Below are 25109 nucleotides of genomic sequence, written 5' to 3'. Positions count from 1 at the left end.
GATGAGGGGTGTTGTCAATGTTGGCAAAAACAGATACGGCAATCTATGATTTAATTAAGCAAGAGGAAAATCGGCAAGTTCATAATATTGAATTAATTGCGTCTGAAAATATCGTTTCGGCTGCCGTTCAAGAAGCGCAGGGTAGTGTGCTCACGAATAAATATGCAGAAGGTTATCCGAATAAACGTTTCTACGGTGGTTGTGAATATATCGACCAAATTGAAACGATTGCGATTGATCGCGCTAAGGAATTGTTTGGTGCTGAACACGCTAACGTGCAGCCCCATTCTGGTTCGCAAGCGAATATGGCGGTTTATCAAGCTTTATTAGAACCTGGTGATCACATTCTCGGGATGAACTTAACCGATGGCGGTCATTTGACCCATGGCTCACCCTTTAATTTTAGTGGTCAATTGTATGAATTCTCAAGTTACGGCGTGGCCAATCAAGATGAACAAATTGACTATGTCGCGTTAAAAACAATCGCTGAAGAAATTCATCCCAAAATGATTGTCGCTGGTGCCTCAGCGTACAGTCGAACAATCGACTTCAAAGAATTACGTGCGATTGCCGATCACGTGGGTGCTTATTTAATGATCGATATGGCCCATATCGCTGGTTTAGTGGCGACGGGTGTTCACCCAAGCCCAGTGCCATATGCTGATGTTGTGACAACGACGACCCATAAAACATTACGCGGTCCTCGTGGTGGTTTGATTCTTTGTAAACAAGAATATGCCAAAGCCATCGATTCTGCGGTCTTCCCTGGTATTCAAGGCGGCCCACTAGAACACGTGATTGCGGCTAAAGCAGTTGCGCTTGGTGAAGCCCTCCAGCCTGAATTCACGGCTTACACGCAACAAATCGTGGCCAATGCACAAGCGATGGCGGCCGTTTTTGAACAATCTGATTTAGTGCGCGTTGTCTCAGGTGGAACGGATAATCATTTAATGCTATTAGATTTATCGAAAAGTGGTTTAAATGGTAAGGAAGTTCAAAGCCTATTGGATAGTGTCCACATTACCGTTAATAAAAATACAATTCCTTTTGAACAATTAGGGCCTTTTAAGACCAGTGGGATTCGAATTGGCACACCGGCCATTACGACCCGCGGATTTAAAGAATCTGATTGTGAAAAGGTTGCACAATTAATCCTAACAGTGATTGAAAAACACGCCGAATTAGCGACGATGACGGCTGTTAGTGAAGCAGTAATCGAACTCACACAACAATTTCCGTTAACCCAAGCAAAATTTTTAGATTAATTTCGGAATAATGCTAGTTTTTTGTCGCTATCTGAGCTACAATAGACAACAGGAATTTACGCGGAAAGGGGAGTGACTCAAAAGATTATTTCTTTGGGGTCGCTCTTTTTTGGTGAGATTCTTTCCGGTTTAAATTGAAAAGGATAGGGGCAATAAAATGGCAAAGTTCACAGTTTTAAATCATCCATTGATTCAACACAAATTAACAATTATCCGTAATAAGGATACTGGGACAAAGGTTTTCCGTGAAGTTGCAAACGAAATTGCAGAATTGATGGTGTACGAAATTACACGTGATTTAGCAATGGAAGATATCACGATTGAAACACCCATGGGATCCGCAGTTGAAAAACAATTGAGTGGTAAGAAATTGGCCGTAGTACCAATTTTACGTGCTGGGCTTGGCATGGTTGACGGCGTTCTAAAATTAATTCCAGCCGCTAAAGTCGGTCATATCGGGATGTATCGTGATGAAAAAACATTACAACCACACGAATATTTCGTTAAATTACCACCAGATATCGATCAACGTCAATTATTTATCGTTGATCCAATGTTGGCAACGGGTGGCTCAGCCATTATGGCAATCGATGCCCTTAAAAAACGGGGCGCAACGTCAATGCGCTTAGTTGTTTTAGTCGCTGCTCCTGAAGGTGTTAAAGCGGTTCAAGATGCCCATCCAGATGTCGACATCTATGCTGCTGGTTTAGACGACCGTTTGAACGAAGATGGCTATATCGTACCTGGTTTAGGCGATGCCGGCGATCGGCTGTTTGGAACTAAGTAATTGCCCTAGTGCTTACAGACATTTGTCTGTGGGCATTTTTTGTTAGGTGGTTAAATCTTAAGTGAGTCAATTAAAAAAAATAAAATTTATTCAATGATTTACTTTGTACTTTCAAATCAATGGTGGTATTATCTTAATTGTGTTGCGGTAATGATTTATGCTTTTTTCTATACATAAATATTACTGTGTTTTAGGTTGTTCGTTGACGCAGTTCTGAATCGGAAAATTGCCGCTAACGAATAATAGGCCTAAGGAAGGAGGGAATCTTGTGGATGATAAATATCCCATTATTAGCATTTTGGGAATTCGTTTTAATTTAGCGAACTGCCTATCGGTATTATTGTGTGCAGCTATTGTTTTCGCGATTGTCTTGTTCCTATCAAGGAAGATTGCGTTAAAACCGACTAAACGGCAGAATGTCTTGGAATGGGCAATTGATTTTACGAACGGGATTGTGAAGAGCGCAATACCTGGCAAAGAGGGTCAGCAATTTTACTTATTTGCTTTTGTGATGTTCTTCTTCGTTCTGATTAGTAATATGTTTGGTTTGATTTTTCAGTTAAAGATAGATGGTTTTACTTGGCTGAAGAGTCCGACTACCGATCCAATTGTCACAATGTCGTTAGCAATGATCGTCTTGGTCATTGCGCACTACTTTAGTGTCGAACGACTAGGATTTGGGAATTACTTGAAGAGTTATATTAAGCCGGTAAGCTTTTTCTTACCGATTAACATCATCGAACAATTTACCAATTTCCTAACGTTGTCATTACGGTTGTACGGAAATATTTTTGCGGGTGAAGTTTTACTAAACTTATTAGTAAAAATGGCCTTCTCAAATGGTTTTGGTACAATGATTGTGACAGCACCGATTCAAATGGTATGGCAAGGCTTTTCCGTCTTTATCGGATCGATTCAAGCCTTTGTATTTGTAACACTATCGATGGTCTATATTTCAGAAAAAATCGAAATAGAAGACTAAAAACAGGAGGAAAAAAATTATGAACTTTTTAGCAGCAGCTATCGCAGCAGGAGTCGCAGCATTTGCAGCATCATATGGTAATGGTAAGGTTATTTCTAAGACAATCGAAAGTATGGCTCGCCAACCAGAATTATCAGGCCAATTACGGACAACCATGTTTATCGGGGTTGGTTTAATTGAAGCCGTTCCTATCTTAGCTATCGTCGTTTCTTTCTTGATCTTATTTCAATAAATAAAAGTGAATCTATAATTACTTTAAAATTAGTCAGTAAGTCAAGGAAGGAGTGTCAATAGATGTTTAGTAATTTAATCGTTGGAGCTCCTGCATACCTTGGGGATTCATTATTTGTCCTAGTGGTTTTTATTATTTTAGTTGCTTTAGTTGGTAAATTTGCTTTCGGTCCTGTCTCAAAAATGATGCAGAATCGTTCAGATAAGATTACCAATGACTTAGACAACGCAGCACAATCACGTGAAGATGCAGCTCAATTAGCAGCTCAACGCGCGACTGAATTGAAGAGTTCTAAATCAGAAGCCGTTGAAATCGTTAATACTGCGAAACAAAATGGTGAAAAACAACGCGAAGGTATGGTTACGCTCGCGCAAGAGGAAGTCCAAACCTTAAAACAAAATGCTAAAAAAGACATCGAACAATCTCGTGTAGATGCGTTAAACAGTGCGAGAGATGATGTTGCTCAACTATCTATTGAAATTGCTTCTAAACTCATTAAGAAAGAATTGTCAGTTACTGATCAAAAGTCATTGATCAATTCCTATATTGAAGGGTTGGATAAGCAAAATGAAATTAGATAAGTATGCAGTTGGCCAGCGTTATGCTAAGGCCTTATTTGCCCTTGCAGAACAAGAGCAACAATTTGAAAGTATCCATGATGAGATACAAGCACTCGAGACTATTTTCAATGATAATCCAAAATTGGGACCGCTTCTCACTGATACAACCTTATCTGGATTAAAAAAACGGAAACTACTAAAATTATTAACACAAGATTTTAGTACGTTGATGCAACACTTTTTAGGTTTAGTATTTGATTATGATCGAATGGCAGAAATGCCTTACATCATTGCAGCCTATGAAGATCTCTATGATCATCAAAAGGGAATTGCTTACGCTAAGGTCACTTCAGCAGTGGCGTTAGACGAAGCTGAAATTGCAAAGATTAGTCAAACTTTTGCTAAACGCGAAGGCTTAAACCAAGTCATCGTTGAACCTATTGTGGATCCAGAGATTATTGGTGGTATCGTGCTTGAATCGAACAATAAAGTGATCGACGGCAGTGTTAAACACGGTTTAGATCGCATTAAGTCGTTATTATTGAAATAAGTCAATCGTTGATAAAGAGGTGAACCTGATGAGCATTAAAACTGAGGAAATCAGTGCATTAATTAAACAACAACTAGCAAATTATAATGAAGATCTAGCCGTCGAAGAAGTCGGTACTGTCACTTACGTTGGTGATGGGATTGCACGTGCTCACGGTTTAGAAAACGCCCTTTCGAGTGAATTGTTGGAATTTTCTAACGGTTCATACGGGGTCGCTCAAAACTTGGAAAGTAATGATGTTGGTATCATTATCCTTGGCGAATATGAAAATATTCGTGAAGGCGACCAAGTTAAACGGACTGGCCGGATTATGGAAGTTCCTGTTGGGGATGCCATGATCGGTCGGGTCGTTAATCCATTGGGTCAACCAGTGGATGGTAAAGGTGAAATCAAAACCGATAAGACACGTCCTATCGAAAAGAAAGCACCTGGTGTTATGGCCCGCCAATCAGTTTCAGAACCTTTGCAAACTGGTTTAAAAGCCATTGATGCCTTAGTTCCAATTGGCCGTGGCCAACGGGAATTAATTATCGGGGATCGTAAGACTGGTAAAACATCAGTTGCCATCGATACCATTATTAATCAAAAAGACCAAGACATGATTTGTATCTATGTTGCCATTGGTCAAAAAGAATCAACTGTCAGAAATCAAGTTGAAACATTACGTCGTTACGGCGCAATGGATTATACAATTGTCGTGGAAGCTGGCCCTAGCCAACCGGCACCATTATTGTATATCGCTCCTTATGCTGGCGCAGCTATGGGTGAAGAATTCATGTATAACGGCAAGCACGTTTTAATCGTCTATGATGATTTAACGAAACAAGCGGCCGCTTATCGTGAAATTTCATTACTTTTGAGAAGACCTCCAGGCCGTGAAGCCTATCCAGGGGATATCTTCTACTTGCATTCACGTTTACTAGAACGGGCTGCTAAGTTAAGTGATGAATTAGGTGGTGGTTCAATGACGGCCTTGCCAATCATTGAAACCCAAGCCGGTGATATCTCAGCTTATATCCCAACTAACGTGATCTCGATTACAGATGGTCAAATCTTCTTGGAAAGTGATTTATTCTATTCAGGAACCCGGCCAGCTATCGATGCTGGTTCATCTGTTTCTCGGGTTGGTGGCGCTGCTCAAACGAAAGCCATGAAGAAAGTTTCTGGGACATTACGTCTTGATCTTTCATCATACCGTGAACTTGAAGCCTTTACGCAATTCGGTTCTGACTTAGATGCGTCAACGCAAGCGAAGTTGAATCGTGGTAAACGGACGGTTGAAGTTTTGAAACAACCACTTCATAAACCATTACCATTCGAACAACAAACAACCATTTTATATGCGTTAACGCATGGTTTCATTGATGATGTACCAGTTGATGACATTGCTCGTTATGAAAGTGGCTTAACTGATTATCTTGAAAGCACTGCGAAAGACTTGATGGACACAATTCGTCAATCAGCGAAATTGCCAGATACTGACAAACTTGATGCGGCAATCAAAGCCTTCACTGAAGGTTTTGCACCTGCACAAGATGCTGACAATCAAGACGCAGATAAGTAAGGGGTGAATTAATTGGCTGAATCTTTAATGGATATCAAACGAAGAATCGCCTCTACTAAAAAAACTGGTCAAATTACAAGTGCCATGCAAATGGTTTCGGGGGCTAAACTTTCTCAGATTGAAAAAAATTCAATCGCTTATTCCGTTTATACGGATAAGATTCGGGAAATTGTCACTCATTTAGCAGCTAGTCAATTAATTGGCATGGCTCGCAAAAAGAAGGGTGTCAAAGCCACTGAAACAGTCAATATGACTGAACAAGAAGCGATGAAACATACAATCACTTTAAGTAATTTGTTAGTGGAAAGACCAATTAAAAAGACCGGTTACTTGGTGATTACCAGTGATCGCGGTTTAGTTGGCGCTTATAACAGTTCGATTTTAAAAGCCATGGTTGAAATGATTTCAACTAATCACGAGTCTGCTGACGATTACGCTATTATGGCGGTCGGTGGGACTGGCGCTGATTTCTTTAAAGCACGCCACATGAATATGACCTACGAATATCGTGGTGTCAGTGATGTGCCATCCTTTAATGAAGTTCGTGAAATCGTTAAAACAGCCGTTGCCATGTATGATAGTGGTGTTTTTGATGAACTTTATGTTTGTTACAATCACCATATCAATTCATTAGCATCTGGTTTTCGAGCTGAAAAAATGTTACCCGTGACCGATTTAGATGTTTCAGAAGTTGCTGATCAAGATTTAGATTACATTACAGAACCTTCTGTTGAAGACGCCTTAGATGCGATTCTACCGCAATACGCTGAGAGTTTAATTTATGGTGCCATTCTAGATTCTAAAACCGCAGAACATGCGGCTTCAATGACAGCAATGAAGAGTGCAACTGATAATGCCAACGATTTAATCGGCGATTTGTCAATTAAATATAACCGGGCACGTCAATCGCAAATCACAACTGAAATCACCGAAATTGTCGGTGGTGCGGCAGCATTAGAATAAGAAACGCGGGAGGAAGATAACAACATGAGTATGGGAAAAGTTATCCAAGTTATTGGTCCCGTTGTCGATGTCGAATTTTCTTTAGATACGACTTTACCAGATATCAATAATGCCTTAATCGTTGATAAAGGCAATAATGAAACTGTCGTCTTAGAGGTTGCTCTAGAATTAGGCGATGGGGTAATGCGTACCATTTCAATGGATTCAACTGACGGCTTACGTCGTGGGATGGACGTTGAAGATGCTGGTCGTTCAATTAACGTACCAGTTGGTAAGGAAACCCTAGGACGGGTGTTTAACGTCTTGGGTGAAACAATCGATGGCGGTGAAGAATTTCCTGCAGACTTTAGACGCGACAGTATTCACCGTTCTGCGCCTAAGTTTGAGGAATTAAATACAAGTTCAGAAATTCTAGAAACTGGTATTAAGGTAATCGATTTACTTGCCCCTTATGTGCGTGGTGGTAAAATCGGTTTGTTCGGTGGTGCCGGTGTCGGTAAAACCGTCTTAATCCAAGAATTAATTCATAATATTGCCGAAGAACATGGTGGTATTTCTGTCTTTACTGGTGTTGGTGAACGAACACGTGAAGGTAATGACTTATACTTTGAAATGAAAGAATCAGGCGTTTTGGAAAAGACAGCCATGGTTTTCGGTCAAATGAATGAATCGCCTGGTGCACGTATGCGTGTTGCCTTGACTGGTTTAACAATTGCCGAATACTTCCGTGATGTTGAAGGCCAAGATGTACTATTGTTCATCGATAATATTTTCCGTTTCACACAAGCTGGTTCAGAAGTTTCTGCCCTTTTAGGTCGGATGCCTTCAGCCGTTGGTTACCAACCAACATTAGCAACTGAAATGGGTCAATTACAAGAACGGATTACATCCACTAAAAAAGGATCAGTAACATCTATCCAAGCCATCTATGTGCCTGCCGATGATTATACCGATCCTGCACCTGCAACAACATTTGCGCATTTGGATGCCACAACCAACTTGGATCGCAAGTTAACGCAACAAGGGATTTATCCAGCCGTTAACCCACTAGAATCATCTTCTAGTGCGCTTGATCCTGAAATCGTTGGTCAAGAACATTATGATGTTGCATCAGAAGTACAACACGTTTTACAACGTTACCGTGAATTACAAGATATCATCTCAATTTTAGGGATGGATGAATTGTCAGACGATGAAAAAATCATCGTTGCCCGCGCTCGGCGCATTCAATTCTTCTTGTCACAAAACTTTAACGTTGCCGAAGCCTTTACTGGCCAACCCGGATCATACGTACCTGTTAAAGAAACCGTTACTGGTTTCAGAGATATTTTAGCTGGTAAATATGATGATGTTCCCGAAGAAGCGTTCCGTCTAGTTGGGAATATGGATGCCGTTTTAGCAAAGGCGAAGGATATGGGTTATACACAATCCGAACAGGAATCAACTCAAGCTTAGGAAGGGGTGCTAATGAATGGCAGAAGGACAAAACGTATTAACCGTTAATATCGTGACGCCTAGTGGGATTGTTTATGATCACCGGGCTTCAATGGTCGTTGTGCCAGCAATGGCGGGTCAACTTGGTATTATGGCTAATCATGAGCCAATTATTACCCCTTTAGAAATTGGTGAACTTCGTGTTAAGCGGACAGATAACCCAGGGCATGAAGACGCGATTGCCATTAATGGTGGTTTTATGGAAGTTAGTCATAATATTGCTTCAATCGTCGCTGATAGTGCTGAACGGGCTCGTGATATCGATATTGATCGTGCTCAAAGTGCTAAGCAACGTGCTGAAACAGCGATTAAGACTGCTTCAGAAAAACATGATAGTAATGAGTTAGTTCGTGCTCAAATTGCATTACAACGTGCAATGAACCGAATTAACGTTAAAAATCATTTATTATAAGCATCAAAATAAAGCGGTTGTCACTGATAGGTGATGACCGCTTTTTTTACATATTTTAAGATTGCAGCGGAGAGGCAGACAAATCTGGTTTTGATATGTTACAATGTCCGTATATCACAAAAGGAGCATCAGTTCATTGGAATCAATTGGATTACAAGCAGTGGTCACAATCATCAGTCATATGGGCTTTATTGTGATCAGTTTTTACGGATTACAAGCCATTCGGTTGGAACAGTTCTTTAAACCGGGTCATGTCCGCCAAATCCAGATTGTCATGATGTTTCTGGCAATTGTGATGGGTTATTCAGTCAGTCAATTCTTTTTAGAAATTATCTCACAAGCTAGGAACATCATGTTCCTAGTTTAATTAAACAAGCCAATTTAGCGGAGGGAAACTCTTGGAAAAATTAATCATACAAGGTGGACAACCTTTAGTCGGAGATGTGCACATTGAAGGTGCCAAAAATGCTGTTTTACCCATTATGGCAGCGGCATTATTAGCAGAAGACGGTCCAGTCGAATTTACCAACGTGCCGATTTTATCGGACGTTTTTATGATGCAAGACGTTTTAAAGAGTTTGGAAGCGCAAGTTAACTTTGATGAAGCGCACAACAAACTCGTGATTGATGCGACACAACCTTTGAATTTTGAAGCTGCTTTTGAATATGTTTCTAAAATGCGCGCTTCAATCGTTGTCATGGGCCCCCTTTTAGCCCGTTTGGGTCATGCCCGCGTTGCGATGCCAGGTGGTTGTGCCATCGGTTCACGGCCGGTTGACTTACATTTAAAGGGTTTTGAAGCGCTCGGTGCCACGATTACCCAAAGTAATGGTTACATCGAGGCTAAAGCAGACCAGTTAGTCGGGACTGAAATTTATTTAGATTTCCCAAGTGTCGGTGCGACTCAAAATATTATGATGGCCGCGACGATGGCTAAAGGGACGACGACAATTGATAACGTTGCTCGCGAACCCGAAATTGTTGATTTGGCCAACGTTTTAAATAAAATGGGGGCGAAGGTCTTTGGTGCCGGAACTGAAACAATCCGGATCGAAGGCGTGACCCGTTTAAGTGGGACTGAACACAGTATTGTTCAAGATAGGATTGAAGCCGGGACTTTTATGGTGGCCGCTGCTGCGACTCACGGTAATGTCTTGATTCAAGAAGCCATTGCTGAACATAATAAGCCCTTATTATCGAAATTAGTTGAAATGGGTGCTGAAGTGATTGAAGAAGATGCGGGTATTCGCGTCATCGGACCAGCGACTTTGAAACCCAGTAATGTTAAAACCCTCCCATATCCTGGTTTTCCAACGGATATGCAAGCCCAAATGACGGCGTTGCAATTGATGGCGGACGGCACGAGTGTCATGACCGAAACGGTGTTTGAAAATCGGTTCATGCATTTAGAAGAATTGCGTCGGATGACGGCTGATTATCAAATTGAAGGCCAATCTGTCCTGCTTTATGGGCCGACGAAATTTAACGGTGCTGAAGTCGCGGCTTCTGATTTACGTGCGGCTGCTGCATTGGTGATTGCCGGTTTAGTGGCGAATGGTGAAACCTTAGTGACTAATCTTCAATATATGGATCGTGGCTATTATCATTTCCATCAGAAATTACGGGCATTAGGCGCGCACATTAGCCGTGCTGATTTTGACGCTAAAGGCCAAATAATCGTTAAGAATGAAGCGAAATTAGCTTAATAGAGACGACTTTAAACTGGATGAGCATTTGCTGATTCAGTTTTTTTGTGGCAGAAGCGTTAATAAATCTTATATGTTATTGCAAAGTACCGTGTGGTATAATTTAGTATTGAATATGGTTTTCGGAAGGAGCAACGCTAAATGGCTAAAGATATCGGGATTGATTTAGGGACAGCCAACGTCTTAATTAATGTAAAAGGTAAGGGGATTGTCCTTAACGAACCTTCAGTTGTTGCGATTGATACACAAACGAAAAAGGTTTTAGCAGTCGGCTCAGAAGCTTACAGCATGGTGGGTCGGACACCCGGCAACATTCACGCAGTGCGTCCTTTAAAGGATGGCGTGATTGCCGATTTTGATATTACAGAAGAAATGTTAGCTTATTTTATTAATAAATTAAACGTTAAAGGGTTTTTATCGAAACCAAATATCTTAATTTGTTGTCCAACTAATATTACGTCAATTGAACAAAAAGCAATTATTGAAGCAGCTGAAAAATCTGGCGGCGGCAAAGTCTTTTTGGAATTAGAACCAAAAGTGGCGGCCGTTGGAGCGGGTATGGATATTTTCCAACCCCGTGGTAACATGGTGATTGATATCGGTGGCGGGACCAGTGATGTTGCCGTACTTTCAATGGGTGAAGTCGTGACGAGTCGCTCATTGCGCCTAGCTGGTGATAAGATGAATACTGAAATTGCCGCTTACGTTAAGAAAAAACATGGTTTACTGATTGGTGAACACAGTGCCGAAACCATCAAGTTAACCATTGGGAACGTTTGGCACGCAGATGCTAGCGAAACCCTTGAAATCCGGGGCCGTGATATGGTGACTGGTTTACCACAATCAGTCACGATTGCAGCGGATGAAGTTGAATCAGCCTTACACGATACCATGATGGAAATTGTCGCAGCGGCTAAAGAAGTCTTAGAAGTGACACCTCCCGAATTATCAGCGGACATTATTGACCGTGGGATTATGTTGACCGGTGGTGGCGCACTATTGCGGAATATCGCGAACTTATTTGCTGAACATCTCAAGGTGCCAGTGGTCTTAGCTGAAAATCCGTTAGATGCCGTTGCAATCGGGACGGGTATTTTATTGGATAATATGGAACATAAACGGGCGCATTAAGGTGCATCGGAATATCAGTAAGGGATTGTGAAAAATCGTGTATCAATCAAATTTTAATGAACATGTTAAACCGGTACTTAAGAAAATACTCTTAGTCATTGTCTTGATCATCCTTGCACTCCTAGTGGGTGAGATGATTGGTTTTGCGATGGGCGGTCAGAATCCGTTTGGGGTTTTCTTACCAAGTACTTGGAGTCACATTATTAATTTCTTACAATAGTTCGATAGTAGGTGGGTCTAGATGAAAAAAGGGTTAATTATGTTGGTCCGGTTTTATCAGCAAGGGATTTCGCCATTGTTACCGCCTAGTTGTCGTTATTATCCAACTTGTTCGAGCTACATGATTCAAGCGATTCAAAAGCATGGCGCCTTCAAAGGGCTGATTATGGGTACTGGGCGCATTTTACGCTGTCATCCGTTCATTAAGGGCGGTTATGACCCCGTGCCAGATTATTTTACGGTACGTCGCAACAAGGCGCAGCGTTAAACAGAGGAGTTTTAAATAGTTATGTCAAAAAAAGAAAAAAATATTGAAGTTACTATTGATGATATCACTCGTGATGGTCAAGCAATGACGAGCATTATGGTTGGTAAAAATGAAATTGGTGTGATTGTTGAAGACAGCGTCAAAAAACGCTTTGAAGCAACGGTTGCTGGGACTAATCAATCAATTATCACGAAAACACACGATGATGCAGTCAATGAATTGCTTAAGGAATACCATTTACATCAAGGTTAATTCTTAAGAATTGCTTAGTTTTAAGTAGCCCGGCGGCATTTTGGCCGGGTTATTTATATAATAAAAGCAGATTGATTGAAGGAGATTTAACATGCCAAAAGAATTAGAAACAACAGAAGAGACGTCGCGAATCGATTACGGAATCGTCTTTTCGGTCTTTATGTTGGCATTAGTCGGATTAATGTCGATTTATGTCGCCGTCTTACACGATACAAGTGGCAGTGATCCCGTCCGAGCTGTAATTATGCAAGCTGTCTGGTACGTGATTGGTGGGATTGCGATTGTCATTATTATGCAATTTGATTCTGAACAACTGTGGCGAATTGCACCACTGGTCTATGGTGTCGGGATTTTCTTGCTGATTGCTGTCTTGTTCCTCTATAATCGACAAGTCGCTACACAGACGGGTGCTAAAAGTTGGTTTGCTTTAGGACCAATCTCGTTTCAACCGTCCGAAGTGATGAAACCGGCCTACATCTTAATGTTAGGGCGGGTCGTCACCCAGCATAACACCGAATATTCAGAACACACGATGCGTTCTGATTGGTTATTATTAGGCCGATTATTACTATGGACATTGCCCGTCATGGTCTTGTTAAAACTACAAAATGATTTTGGGACAATGTTGGTCTTTTTTGCAATTTTAGGGGGCGTCGTTTTAGTTTCCGGTGTCACTTGGAAGATTTTAGCACCAACAATCGCGGTCGCAGGCGCAATCGGGGGGACCGCGTTGTCATTAGCGGCCACGACTTGGGGTCGAGCAATCTTGACCCATGTCGGTTTTAAGACGTATCAATTTAACCGAATTGACGCTTGGTTACATCCGTTCGACAATACGGCTAGTACCAGTTTGCAATTGTCACAAAGTTTAAAGGCGATTGGCTCTGGTCAATTATTCGGTAAAGGCTTTAATAATATTCAAGTCAATGTCCCGGTTCGTGAATCGGATATGATTTTTTCCGTGATTGGTGAAAATTTTGGTTTCATCGGTTCTTGTTTTGTAATCCTGTTGTATTTCCTACTGATTTATCAGATGATTCGGATTACGTTTGATACGAAAAATGAATTTTACGCTTACGTTTCAACCGGGGTCATTATGATGATTTTATTCCATGTTTTCGAAAACATCGGGATGAGTGTCGGACTATTGCCATTAACGGGGATTCCGCTACCCTTTATTTCACAGGGGGGTTCTTCATTACTGGGGAACATGATTGGGATTGGTTTTATGATGTCGATGCGGTATCATTACAAGAGTTACATGTTTAGTGAATCAGAAGATACTTTCTAGGAGTGAAGACAAAGTGGCAATGAGTAACGATGATTATTTTTGGACAGAGGAAATTGCGGCTTCGATTCGACGCGTTGGTATTACCAAAGCGGCGCAATCTGAATTTGGCCAAATTAAGTTTGTTGATGTACCAGCAGTCGGTCAGACCGTCACGAAGGATGAAACATTAGTGGCAATCGAAGCCGAAAAAATGGTCCAAGATTTAGATAGTCCAATCAAAGGTGAGCTAGTCAACGTCAACACCGCATTAGCTGATAGTCCCGAATTATTAAACGCGGATAATGAAAAAGATGCGTGGATCGCCGACGTTCGGGTTGATTAGGTCGATTTTTAATCGTGAAAAAATTTTTTTAGATTAATAAGCTTGACTTATTAATTTGAATTGGATAAGATAAAAGACAATTAATAACAAGCGATGAAAAGATGAGTAGATTAAGCAGTAACATTCTTAGAGAGTCCGGTCAGGTGCAAGCGGATAATGTGAACCTTAGTTGAATATGGTCTTTGAGCATTTCATTTGGTGAGGTTTACTGAGCCGGTGCGGGGGTTGCCCGATATAGCGAACGAGTATCAATCTGGTACTTTGTAAGGCGATGGCTGTGAAGTCATCGTAAATTAAGGTGGTAACACGCATTTTGGCGTCCTTTCTCTCGATTTTTGAGAGGAAGGATTTTTTTTTACTCATTTTTTCAGCGCTAGGCATACGAGGAGGGCATTCAATGTTAACAGTTCAGCAAGTTAATAAGCAATTTACGCGTGAAGGGGAGACCTTTCAAGCTTTGAAAAACGTGTCACTTGAAATTCAGGATGGCGAAATCTACGGCATCATCGGTTATTCAGGGGCGGGTAAAAGTACGTTAATCCGCTTGTTCAATGGTTTGGAAAAGCCAACGAGTGGTGATGTCTTAGTCAATGGTCAATCGATCATCGGTTTAAGTGAACAAGCGATGCGACCGGTTCGGCAAAAGATGGGAATGATTTTTCAACATTTCAACTTACTTTGGTCGAAAACGGTGATTGATAATATCATGTTACCACTCAAATTAATCGGCGTTAATAAAAAGCAGCGCCTTGCCAAAGCACGTCAATTATTAAAGCTTGTTGAGTTAACCGATTACGAAGCCGCTTATCCTAGTGAATTATCGGGTGGTCAGAAACAGCGGGTGGCAATCGCGCGCGCCTTGATTAGCGATCCAGCGATTCTGTTGTGTGATGAAGCGACTAGTGCACTGGATCCGAAAACAACGGCGTCAATTCTAACGTTACTAGCGAAAATCAATCGCGATTTAGGAATTACGATTGTGTTAGTCACCCACGAAATGGATGCGGTGCGGCGAATCTGTCAACGAATTGCGGTGATGGAAAATGGTCAACTGATTGAAGAAGGCAGCGTTCACGATATCTTTGAACGGCCACAAGCAGCAGCCACCAAAGCTTTCGTTTCAGAATCATTGGTCGTGACCCCGAGCGAAACCCAGGCATCAATTGACCAATTATTAAACCGTGTCCAAAACGGCAGCATCGTTAAATTACGGTTTAACGAGGAACAATCTGTCCAGCCCGTAATAGGGCAGCTGATGCGTCGCTATCAAGCCATTGAAATCAGCGTGATTAGTGGTAGTTTACAGCAAACCGTTAACGGAGCACTCGGCTATCTATATATCCAGATTCAAGCTGATCCAACTGATTTAAAAGCGGTTCTAGCCGATTTAGCGCAACAAACAATCGAAGTGGAGGTGATTCGTCATGACTAATGTGAATGGGTTTCAATCGTATTTTCAATTTAATCAGGTTGATTGGGCAACCATGTGGCAAGCGACTTTTGAAACAGTTTGGTTGTCAGCGATGAGCGTCATCTTAGTCGCCGTTCTCGGGTTCCTACTCGGATTGATGTTATACCAAACGGGTCAAAGCCAACGACCAATGAGTCGCTTATTGAATGGCATCGTGGCATTATGCGTCAACGTTTTCCGCTCTATTCCGTTTATCATCCTAATCGTATTATTGATTCCGTTGACGAAAGGGATTATGGGGACGATGATTGGTCCCAAAGCCGCAATCCCCGCACTGATTATTTCAGCCGCGCCATTCTACGCCCGATTAGTTGAATTAGCGTTTCACGAAGTCGACGGCGGGGTGCTCGAAGCGACTCGATCAATGGGTGCATCGAAATGGCAATTAGTTTGGCAAGTCCTATTGCCTGAAAGTTTACCTGCACTGGTGTCCGGCTTAACGGTCACCGCGATTTCATTAATTGGCTATACCGCAATGGCCGGGGTCATCGGCGCGGGTGGCTTAGGCAATCTCGCATATCAAGATGGTTTCCAAGCCAACCAGAATACGATTACGTTGGTCGCGACCGTCATTATTTTAATCATCGTTTTCATTTGTCAAAAAACTGGGGATTTAGTGGTCAAACGCATCGATCACCGTTAAAAATTAGGAGGAATTAATTATGAAAAAAAGTTTATTTTTAATCGCAGCTGTTTTATTAACCGGGGTTACTTTAGCCGGTTGTGGTCAGAAAAAGCAAGCTGACAGCAATACGATTACCGTGGGGGCTTCAGCAATGCCCCACGCTGAAATTTTGAAACACATTCAACCAGAATTGAAAAAAGAGGGCGTTAATCTTAAAATTAAAGTGTTCAGCGATTACGTGTTACCGAATAAAGCTTTGGACAGCGGTGAATTGGATGCTAATTATTATCAACATGTCCCATTTATGAAGAAGGCCAACAAGGATAATGGTTATCATCTCGTCAGTGCGGGCAGTATTCATCTGGAACCACTAGGGTTATACAGCAAGCAAGTTAAGAAACTCAGTGAAGTTAAAGACGGCGCTAAAGTGTTAGTCTCCAGCAGTCAACCTGATTGGGGTCGCGTCTTGACGATTCTGAAAGATGGTGGCTTGATTACCCTCAAAGCTGGGGTGAATGCCGAGAATGCAACGTTCAAGGATATTGCCACTAATCCTAAACATCTCAAGTTTGAATACACGTTCGAACCTAAACTCATGCCTGAACTCTTGAAAAATGATGAAGGCACCTTGGTCGCGATTAATTCGAATTACGCCGTTCAAGGGGGATTGAATCCCGAAAAAGATGCGGTCGCGCTTGAAAAACAATCGTCACCATACGCGAATATCGTGGCAGTCAACAAAGGTGATCAAAACAAACCAGCGATTAAGAAATTAGTCAAAGTTTTAAAGTCTCAATCAACGCAAACTTGGATCAAAAATAAGTGGCACGGGGCGGTTTTACCAGTCGAATAAAATAATATTAGGACGTTCATATTTTATTGAACGTCTTTTTTATTGTGAGCCTTTGTGCAAACTATAATTTGAGTGGTAAAACCTTTACAAAATAGTTATACTAAACTTATTAAGCGATTAGGGGGAGCAATGGGATGAATAAGCCATATAACATTGGATTAGATATTGGGACCAATTCCATCGGCTGGTCAGTGGTTGATGACCAAAGTCAGTTAGTCAGAATTAAGGGGAAATTAGGGTACGGAGTTCGACTGTACGATGAAGGTCAAACAGCTGAAGACCGACGACTGTTTAGAACGACGCGCCGCCGCTTAAAACGGCGTAAATGGCGTTTAGGATTATTGCGCGAAATGTTTGAACCTTATATTACACCGCAAGATGCGACTTATTTCTTAAGACAGAAGCAATCGAATTTAAGCCCCAAAGATTTACGGAAACAACAGCCACAGATTGGCTTATTTAATGATCGTTTGGACAGCGATTTTCACTATCAATATCCGACAATTTATCATTTGCGCTATGCATTAATGACTGAAAAGCGGCAATTTGATTTACGTGAAATTTATTTGGCGATGCATCACATTGTCAAATATCGGGGGCATTTTTTGAATGCGGCTCCCGCAACCTCATTTAAAAGCGGTGAAATTGATTTAGCCAAGGATTTCGCAGCGTTGAATCGGATTTTTGAAAGGGTCTTTAGTGAAGTCGGCTTCAGTTTATCAGAAAGCAATTTAGATGAGATTAAATCAATTTTGTTGGATAACAATTTAAGCGCTAGTGTGCGCCAACGCAAAGCACTACCGTTAATTTACCAAACCGCTGCTTCAAAAGATTCGGAAAAGCAATATAAAGCAATTGCAACTGAATTATTGAAAGCGATTCTAGGCTTAAAGGCGAAATTTAATCTCATCACAGGTATCGAAGTCGAAGATGTCAAAGCGTGGACGTTAAGTTTTAATGCTGAAGATTTTGATGCTAAGTTGAGCGACTTAAATATTGCGGATAATGATGACGCCGTACAAATCATTGAAATTTTACGAGCTCTTTATTCAGGTGTTTTACTGACTGGGATTGTGCCTGAGGGACAATCAATTTCACAGGCGATGATTGATAAGTATGAAGCGCATAAAGCACATCTGATAATGTTGCGGTCAATTCGCGAACAATTATCTGATAAAGAAAATAAAGCACTTGAAAAGGCATATGATGACTATATTGATCATCCGGAAGATAAGCAGCACGGTTCACGTGAGGATTTCTATGCGGCAATCACGAAAGTATTAAAAAAAGATTCAGAGGATACAAATATTATCGAAATTCTAAAATTGATTGAATTGGATCAGTTTATGCCTAAACAACGCACTAAGGACAACGGCGCCATTCCACACCAGTTACATCAACAGGAATTGGATCAAATTATTGAAAATCAAAAACAATATTATCCTTGGTTGGCGGACATTAACCCCAATGAACAACGGCAAAAAATGGCGCCCTATAAATTAGATGAGTTGGTGACATTCAGAGTGCCTTATTACGTCGGCCCGATGATTACGGCTGAAGAACAGTTCCAAACTTCTAATAAAAAATTTGCATGGATGATTCGTAAAGAACCAGGCGCGATTACGCCGTGGAATTTTGATCAGAAAGTCGACCGCCAAGCTTCCGCGAATGAATTCATTAAACGAATGACAACCACTGATACTTATTTGTTGGCCGAAGATGTTTTGCCAAAGCAAAGTTTGTTGTATCAACGGTTTGAAGTATTAAATGAATTGAATGGCATTAAAATTGATGATCAACCGATTACGGTCGAACAAAAGCAAGCCATTTTTAACGATAAATTCATGCAACAAGCGCATGTTACGGTTAAAAATATTCAAGCTTATCTCGTCTCTGAGGGGCAGTATGCGAGTCGACCAAACATTACGGGTTTGTCAGATGGTGATAAATTTAATAGTAGTTTGAGTACTTATCATGATCTCAAGAAAATATTTGGGGATGTGATTGATGTCCCTAATAAGCAAACTGATTTTGAAAAAATGATTGAATGGTCAACGATTTTTGAAGATGGCAAAATTTTTGCTGATAAATTACGTGAAATTGATTGGTTAACGGACGATCAATGTAAACGATTATCGACTAAACGGTACCGTGGTTGGGGCCAATTATCGGCTAAACTGTTAACTAAAATTGTCGATCAAAATGGTCAACGGATTATCGATATCCTGTGGAACACCAATGATAACTTTATGCGAATTATTCATTCAGATGATTTTGATCAGGCCGTGACGCAAGCCAATCAAGCCTTGTTAGCGGATAATAATACGCAAGATGTGATCAATGAGCTGTACACATCACCACAGAATAAAAAAGCCCTACGACAGATATTACTAGTCGTTGCCGATATTCAAAAGGCGATGAAGGAGCAAGCACCGGCGCGGATTCTGATTGAATTTGCGCGTGAAAAACAAGCTAATCCGCGATTATCAACACAACGGCGCCGCCAAGTTGAACAAGTCTATCAAGAGCTAAATAATGATCAGCTCAACAAAGAATTGGCTGATCCACAGTATGCTAATTTATCGAAAGATCGGCTATTCTTGTATTTCATGCAAGGCGGTCGGGATATGTATACGGGTGAGTCATTAAATATTGATCGGTTATCGGAGTATGATATTGATCATATTTTACCGCAAGCCTTTATCAAAGATAATTCGTTGGATAACCGTGTATTAGTCTCGGCAAAAATGAATCGGAGTAAATCAGATCAAGTGCCATTAAATGATTATACTGAAGAACGCTTTGGTAAAACGATGCGTAGCCAATGGGAACAAATGTTACGCGCCGGTTTGTTGACACGCCGTAAATATAATAACTTAACGTTAAATCCAGACAGCATCAATAAATACACGATGAGCGGGTTCATTAACCGCCAGTTAGTTGAAACCCGGCAAGTAATTAAATTAGCAACCAACCTATTAGTCGATCAATATGCCGATGAAGATGTGCAGTTAGTGACGGTTAAAAGTGGGTTAACCCATCAAATGCGTGAAGATTTTAATTTTCCTAAGAATCGAAATTTAAATAATCACCATCACGCTTTTGATGCGTATCTAACGGCTTTTGTGGGCCTCTATTTACTGAAGAAATACCCTAAATTGGCCCACAATTTCGTCTACGGTCAATACCAACAAGGGTTTAAAGCTAATGACCAGTGGCGCAACTTTAATTTCTTAAACGGTTTACGCCAGAATCAACAGGACGATGCAGAAACCGGTGAGCTTATTTGGCAAAAAGACCATGACTTAGCTTATATGAATAAAATCTATGATTTCAAGAAAATTCTGGTGACGCGTGAAGTGCATATTAATCACGGCGCGTTGTATAATCAGACGCTCTATAAAGCTAAAGACGACAAAGCGAGTGGTCAAGGTGGTCGTCAGTTGATTCAAGCCAAGGCTAATCGACCAACAGCCATCTATGGTGGTTATTCTGGTAAGACAGTCGCCTACATGTGTTTAGTGCGCATTACTGAAAAGAAGGGTGATCTTTATCGTATTTGTGGGGTGCAAACGGCTTGGGTTGATGAGCTAGAACAAATTGATGATGCGACGATTAAGTTACAACGATTGACCGTATTATTAACCCCACAATTTACCACGACTAAAAAGCAAAAGGGTGAAGTTGTGGCAGTCGTTAAACCGTTTGAAGTGGTTTTACCGAAGGTTTTAATTAATCAACGGTTCTACGATGGTGGACAGGAATTAACATTGGCATCGGCTACCTATAAAAATAATGCGCAAGAGTTAGTACTTGATAAAAAAGCCGTGCAAGTGTTAAATGGTCAATTGCCAAAGGCTGAGTTGAAGGCACAGGCAACAGTTGTTTATGATCAAATATTAGAACGGGTTCAGAAGCATTTCCCACTTTATGACATGAGCAGCTTTAGAGAAAAATTAGCTGAAGGTCGAGAGATATTTAATGAATTGCCTTGGCAAGATCAATGGGAAAATCGGAAAATGATTCAAGCTGGGCAGAAAACAATACTGAATCGAATTTTGATTGGGTTACATGCTAATGCTGCTATGAGTGATTTAAAACCATTAGGAATAGCAATGCCATTTGGAATGTTCCAAAAAAAATCAGGAATAGTAGCTTCAGATACTCAAATCATCTATCAATCACCAACCGGTCTATTTGAACGACGTGTGGCTTTGAAAGATTTATAGCACCAAAAAAAGCTGGTTCGTCATTTTAATGAATGACGAACCAGCTTTTTATCTGAAATGAAGGCATAAAAAAAGGCCTCATACGAGGCTCAGAAGTAAAAACTTAACCCGAAGGTTTCGTTTGATTTTAACCCAGAGTATCAAATCAATGAGTTTATCGGTTGAGAGTATCAGGCTCAACAACTGAAGTATAACACGCCTTGTTTTAAGAAACAAGACTACAAAATGATTAATTGGAGTGAGGAATATGGGATGGCGAACGGTTGTGATATCACAACATGCAAAGGTGTCGTATTCGGGCCGAAAGATTGTGGTACAAACCAGTGATGCAACACATCAGGTACCAATTGATGATATTCAAATTTTATTAGTGGCGACGACACAAGCGGTATTAACCGCCACTGCGATTACCGAATTAAGTAGTTCGGGGGCTAAGATTATCTTTACCGGGCGGGATGGCAATCCAGCTTGTGAAGTGGTTGATGATTATCCAGGTAATCGCAGTTTGGCGTCTATTCAGCAACAAGTCGATTGGTCAACTGAATTGAAAGAGACGCTTTGGACCACCGTCGTGAAGGCTAAAATTGCGATGCAAATTCAAAGCGCGGAATTATTAGGTAAAAACATTACGAACTTAAAATCTGAAGCCCAGCAAATTGAATTTGCCGACCAAAGCAATCGAGAAGCGGTGATTGCACGGAAATATTTTCAAAAGATGTTCGGTCAAGATTTTACACGGACTGATGCGAATGCAATCAATGCTGCATTAAACTATGGGTACAGCCTGTTGTTATCGGCGGTTAATCGCGAGATTGTCTGTACCGGTTATTTAACCCAGTTCGGGATTCACCATCATAATGCAATGAATGATTTTAACTTAGGATCTGATTTGATGGAACCCTTTCGACCGGTGATTGATTATTGGGTGGCCCATCAGAAGTTTAATGAATTAACGGCTGACGTTAAGTTCGGTCTGGTTGAATTATTGAACTTAGAATTAGAGTATAACGGTCATGTGACTATTTTACGCAATGCGTTAACCAAACACGTTCAGAATTGTTTGAATTTTATGAGTAATCCGAAACAATCTTTAGAAGTAAAGGTGGTCATGTGTCATGAGGTACCGCATAATGCGCTTATTAGTCATGTTTGATTTACCAACTGAAACGAGTCTTGAACGAAAAGCATACCGCCATTTTAGAAAAGCATTGCTAAATGAAGGCTTTTTGATGATTCAGTATTCGGTCTATGTCCGTGTCTGCGTCAGCAAACAATCGGCCCAATTCATTGAAAATCGAATTGCCGGATTTACACCTGAAGATGGGTTGATTCAAACGTTGATGGTGACAGAACAGCAATATAATAAAATGCATTTTCTGGTCGGTGAATCAAAAGATGATGTTCGTAATTCGGCAGAAAGGACGTTGATTTTATGAGAGTCACAATGTATCCTTATCAGCCGTTTGAAGTGACTAATCAGAAAATAACGGTTTTTAGTACGAATTCAGCAGATGTTTACACCAAATTAATTGCGGGTTTTAAAGATCAACAAGAGATACTTAAAATTAGTGATGATCAATTTCAATTAATCGATATTGTTAAGAGTGTATTATGGGGTGGTGAAATATCAACGCTAGATCCAAATAAATTATTTCAAAGTCGGCTGATTAAAAAAATGGCGAAAGACCTAACGGATGATCAGCGTCAGAATTTAGTTGGACTTGACAGTCAGATGCGGGCTGCTATTTTAGAGGCTGCTTTTATGTATGATTTGGCGTTAGATATTGATTTAGAATGGGATGTTCAGAAAGCGTTGAAATACTTTAATTTAAAGTTTTCAAACGATATTCAAACCAATCCCTATGGTATAATGGAGAGTATAGTAGCAACAGCTTCAGAATTAAATGAAACTAAAATTATTGTGTTAATGAACGTTTCCCATTACCTTAGTATCAGCCAATTTAATGAATTGGTAAGGTTGATGGCGACGTTGAATGTGAAACTCTTTATCATCGAATTTTCAGAAACTTCAAACCCGACTAGGTACCAAGAATGCCGGTATTATCATATCGACACCGATTATGTCGAGTGGCGTTATGATTCAGATGAAGGAATGATGAAAAAATAACGGTTTTAGAAGAGTATCAAATCAATGAGTTCATCAACAAAGTTACAATGTCAGGCATCAACTTTTTAGTTTTAGAAGAGTATCAAATCAATGAGTTCATCAACACAAAAATCAGCAGTTCATCGAAGCAGAGAGTTTTAGAAGAGTATCAAATCAATGAGTTCATCAACACTTGTCTGGGTAAATTCCTGCAATTTGTTGTTTTAGAAGAGTATCAAATCAATGAGTTCATCAACTCAAAACAATGGTAAACTAAGTAAAGGTTTGTTTTAGAAGAGTATCAAATCAATGAGTTCATCAACGGGTTAATGCTTGGGCTTCTTCTGCGCCAAGTTTTAGAAGAGTATCAAATCAATGAGTTCATCAACGCATATCATGTCGTTGGTTTGGGTTGCCAGGTTTTAGAAGAGTATCAAATCAATGAGTTCATCAACTTAATGGAACTAGCAAAAACTAATAGTATTGTTTTAGAAGAGTATCAAATCAATGAGTTCATCAACAAAACTATTAATAACTAAATTATAACACAAGTTTTAGAAGAGTATCAAATCAATGAGTTCATCAACATTAACAAACAGTAAGCCATTAAGCGCAAAGTTTTAGAAGAGTATCAAATCAATGAGTTCATCAACAGCATTAATTAAATACTTTAATATGTGGCAGTTTTAGAAGAGTATCAAATCAATGAGTTCATCAACTTTTTTCGATAAAACATTCGACTATGCCCAGTTTTAGAAGAGTATCAAATCAATGAGTTCATCAACAAATGTTACAAGGGTTAAATAACGTTAGTGGTTTTAGAAGAGTATCAAATCAATGAGTTCATCAACCGTCCAATGTGTCTGGCGTGGCAATGAAATGTTTTAGAAGAGTATCAAATCAATGAGTTCATCAACAACGATATAGTCATAAAGACATTAGCGGTAGTTTTAGAAGAGTATCAAATCAATGAGTTCATCAACGACAAGTCTGACAAGATTCGCTACATCACAGTTTTAGAAGAGTATCAAATCAATGAGTTCATCAACTTTCTGCTAAACTCTTTAGCAGCTGCTTGGGTTTTAGAAGAGTATCAAATCAATGAGTTCATCAACGGTTCGTGGGTGGCATGGTGAGCGATTTAAGTTTTAGAAGAGTATCAAATCAATGAGTTCATCAACGAGACGCTTATAACTTTCTTGGCATAAGCAGTTTTAGAAGAGTATCAAATCAATGAGTTCATCAACCTGTTAATCATTACTATTCCCCCTAATATGGTTTTAGAAGAGTATCAAATCAATGAGTTCATCAACTCACGTATGCGCGCACTGGGACAACGACTTGTTTTAGAAGAGTATCAAATCAATGAGTTCATCAACACCCCAGTCGGTCTACGGATTCGAACCCTAGTTTTAGAAGAGTATCAAATCAATGAGTTCATCAACTCTGGTTGAAGAGAAGAGTAACAACACTCCGTTTTAGAAGAGTATCAAATCAATGAGTTCATCAACTGGGCACTTAAAGTAATGGTTAGTAATCCAGTTTTAGAAGAGTATCAAATCAATGAGTTCATCAACCAACACTATGTGGAAATGATTAAGCAGGTTGTTTTAGAAGAGTATCAAATCAATGAGTTCATCAACATACGTTCAATAACTCTACATTCATCAGAGGTTTTAGAAGAGTATCAAATCAATGAGTTCATCAACTCAATCGCACTAATAACCCTATGCTCCTATCCTAGTATTTGGTACATAAATTTCTGAACAGTTGTGCCATAATTAATAAAACAAGATAGGAGCATTCCAATGAAACGATATCAAGAT

25 protein-coding genes and 1 CRISPR repeat array are annotated in these 25109 nt (G+C 40.3%); all 25 genes read left to right on the top strand.

Translation table 11 applies throughout. The features are described from left to right. Positions 1 to 17: 17 nt before the first annotated feature. The 25 genes from glyA to csn2 all read left to right on the top strand — a co-directional run bounded on the left by glyA (position 18) and on the right by csn2 (position 23304). Positions 18 to 1265, top strand: a complete 1248-nt coding sequence (glyA, locus tag LFUMFP_RS06670) for a serine hydroxymethyltransferase (RefSeq protein WP_106483302.1) — start codon at positions 18 to 20, stop codon at positions 1263 to 1265. Positions 1266 to 1422: 157 nt separating this feature from the next. After that, complete coding sequence (gene upp / locus LFUMFP_RS06665; RefSeq protein ID WP_025083210.1) at positions 1423 to 2052, top strand: uracil phosphoribosyltransferase; 630 nt, start codon at positions 1423 to 1425, stop codon at positions 2050 to 2052. Positions 2053 to 2320: 268 nt separating this feature from the next. Further along, positions 2321 to 3034: a F0F1 ATP synthase subunit A gene (gene atpB / locus LFUMFP_RS06660; RefSeq protein WP_025083211.1), complete on the top strand. Its 714-nt coding sequence runs from the start codon at positions 2321 to 2323 to the stop codon at positions 3032 to 3034. Between the two features lie 19 nt (positions 3035 to 3053). Then, positions 3054 to 3266, top strand: a complete 213-nt coding sequence (gene atpE, locus LFUMFP_RS06655) for a F0F1 ATP synthase subunit C (RefSeq protein WP_025083212.1) — start codon at positions 3054 to 3056, stop codon at positions 3264 to 3266. A 62-nt stretch (positions 3267 to 3328) separates the two neighbouring features. Further along, entirely contained in the window at positions 3329 to 3847 is a 519-nt protein-coding gene (atpF, locus tag LFUMFP_RS06650; RefSeq protein WP_025083213.1) for a F0F1 ATP synthase subunit B, read from the top strand. Continuing rightward, positions 3834 to 4376 (top strand): ATP synthase F1 subunit delta, encoded by a 543-nt coding sequence (gene atpH / locus LFUMFP_RS06645; protein ID WP_056950508.1) that lies wholly within the window; start codon positions 3834 to 3836, stop codon positions 4374 to 4376. Before atpF ends, atpH begins: the two co-directional genes overlap by 14 nt. A 28-nt stretch (positions 4377 to 4404) precedes the next feature. Beyond that, a complete protein-coding gene (atpA, locus tag LFUMFP_RS06640) occupies positions 4405 to 5940 on the top strand; it encodes a F0F1 ATP synthase subunit alpha (RefSeq protein WP_056950506.1) in 1536 nt (511 codons plus the stop codon). A 12-nt stretch (positions 5941 to 5952) separates the two neighbouring features. After that, positions 5953 to 6903 (top strand): F0F1 ATP synthase subunit gamma, encoded by a 951-nt coding sequence (locus LFUMFP_RS06635; RefSeq protein ID WP_025083214.1) that lies wholly within the window; start codon positions 5953 to 5955, stop codon positions 6901 to 6903. 24 nt (positions 6904 to 6927) lie between these two features. Beyond that, positions 6928 to 8358, top strand: coding sequence for a F0F1 ATP synthase subunit beta (gene atpD / locus LFUMFP_RS06630; protein ID WP_106483301.1), 1431 nt, complete (start codon positions 6928 to 6930; stop codon positions 8356 to 8358). 16 nt (positions 8359 to 8374) lie between these two features. Then, complete coding sequence (locus LFUMFP_RS06625; RefSeq protein WP_106483300.1) at positions 8375 to 8809, top strand: F0F1 ATP synthase subunit epsilon; 435 nt, start codon at positions 8375 to 8377, stop codon at positions 8807 to 8809. A 136-nt stretch (positions 8810 to 8945) separates the two neighbouring features. Then, positions 8946 to 9176, top strand: a complete 231-nt coding sequence (locus LFUMFP_RS06620; RefSeq protein WP_106483299.1) for a DUF1146 family protein — start codon at positions 8946 to 8948, stop codon at positions 9174 to 9176. A gap of 31 nt (positions 9177 to 9207) precedes the next feature. Further along, on the top strand, positions 9208 to 10515 hold the full coding sequence (gene murA / locus LFUMFP_RS06615) for a UDP-N-acetylglucosamine 1-carboxyvinyltransferase (protein ID WP_106483298.1): 1308 nt from the start codon (positions 9208 to 9210) through the stop codon (positions 10513 to 10515). A gap of 141 nt (positions 10516 to 10656) precedes the next feature. Beyond that, on the top strand, positions 10657 to 11646 hold the full coding sequence (gene mreB, locus LFUMFP_RS06610) for a rod shape-determining protein (RefSeq protein WP_025083218.1): 990 nt from the start codon (positions 10657 to 10659) through the stop codon (positions 11644 to 11646). 37 nt (positions 11647 to 11683) lie between these two features. Then, entirely contained in the window at positions 11684 to 11866 is a 183-nt protein-coding gene (locus LFUMFP_RS06605; protein WP_025083219.1) for a DNA-directed RNA polymerase subunit beta, read from the top strand. 21 nt (positions 11867 to 11887) lie between these two features. Beyond that, positions 11888 to 12133, top strand: coding sequence for a membrane protein insertion efficiency factor YidD (gene yidD, locus LFUMFP_RS06600; protein ID WP_025083220.1), 246 nt, complete (start codon positions 11888 to 11890; stop codon positions 12131 to 12133). A 21-nt stretch (positions 12134 to 12154) separates the two neighbouring features. Further along, positions 12155 to 12385 (top strand): DUF2969 domain-containing protein, encoded by a 231-nt coding sequence (locus LFUMFP_RS06595; RefSeq protein WP_025083221.1) that lies wholly within the window; start codon positions 12155 to 12157, stop codon positions 12383 to 12385. A 91-nt stretch (positions 12386 to 12476) separates the two neighbouring features. Continuing rightward, positions 12477 to 13676 (top strand): FtsW/RodA/SpoVE family cell cycle protein, encoded by a 1200-nt coding sequence (locus tag LFUMFP_RS06590; protein WP_106483297.1) that lies wholly within the window; start codon positions 12477 to 12479, stop codon positions 13674 to 13676. A gap of 19 nt (positions 13677 to 13695) precedes the next feature. After that, on the top strand, positions 13696 to 13998 hold the full coding sequence (locus LFUMFP_RS06585) for a glycine cleavage system H family protein (RefSeq protein ID WP_025083223.1): 303 nt from the start codon (positions 13696 to 13698) through the stop codon (positions 13996 to 13998). A gap of 397 nt (positions 13999 to 14395) precedes the next feature. Continuing rightward, positions 14396 to 15430 (top strand): methionine ABC transporter ATP-binding protein, encoded by a 1035-nt coding sequence (locus LFUMFP_RS06580; RefSeq protein WP_106483296.1) that lies wholly within the window; start codon positions 14396 to 14398, stop codon positions 15428 to 15430. After that, positions 15423 to 16112 (top strand): methionine ABC transporter permease, encoded by a 690-nt coding sequence (locus LFUMFP_RS06575; RefSeq protein ID WP_106483295.1) that lies wholly within the window; start codon positions 15423 to 15425, stop codon positions 16110 to 16112. The genes LFUMFP_RS06580 and LFUMFP_RS06575 overlap by 8 nt, the downstream gene beginning before the upstream one ends. A gap of 16 nt (positions 16113 to 16128) precedes the next feature. Beyond that, a complete protein-coding gene (locus tag LFUMFP_RS06570; RefSeq protein ID WP_106483294.1) occupies positions 16129 to 16947 on the top strand; it encodes a MetQ/NlpA family ABC transporter substrate-binding protein in 819 nt (272 codons plus the stop codon). Positions 16948 to 17081: 134 nt separating this feature from the next. Beyond that, a complete protein-coding gene (cas9, locus tag LFUMFP_RS06565; protein WP_106483293.1) occupies positions 17082 to 21176 on the top strand; it encodes a type II CRISPR RNA-guided endonuclease Cas9 in 4095 nt (1364 codons plus the stop codon). Between the two features lie 247 nt (positions 21177 to 21423). Next, positions 21424 to 22329, top strand: a complete 906-nt coding sequence (gene cas1 / locus LFUMFP_RS06560) for a type II CRISPR-associated endonuclease Cas1 (RefSeq protein WP_106483292.1) — start codon at positions 21424 to 21426, stop codon at positions 22327 to 22329. Beyond that, entirely contained in the window at positions 22307 to 22612 is a 306-nt protein-coding gene (gene cas2, locus LFUMFP_RS06555) for a CRISPR-associated endonuclease Cas2 (RefSeq protein ID WP_056950500.1), read from the top strand. Before cas1 ends, cas2 begins: the two co-directional genes overlap by 23 nt. Next, positions 22609 to 23304 (top strand): type II-A CRISPR-associated protein Csn2, encoded by a 696-nt coding sequence (gene csn2, locus LFUMFP_RS06550; protein WP_106483291.1) that lies wholly within the window; start codon positions 22609 to 22611, stop codon positions 23302 to 23304. The genes cas2 and csn2 overlap by 4 nt, the downstream gene beginning before the upstream one ends. A 2-nt stretch (positions 23305 to 23306) precedes the next feature. Continuing rightward, positions 23307 to 24992: direct repeats of the CRISPR family, unit length 36 nt; unit sequence GTTTTAGAAGAGTATCAAATCAATGAGTTCATCAAC. Between the last annotated feature and the right edge of the window lie 117 nt (positions 24993 to 25109).

The sequence above is a fragment of the Latilactobacillus fuchuensis genome (assembly GCF_900258455.1).
GTDB lineage: Bacteria > Bacillota > Bacilli > Lactobacillales > Lactobacillaceae > Latilactobacillus > Latilactobacillus fuchuensis.
This window is presented reverse-complemented; position numbering and strand designations above follow the sequence as displayed.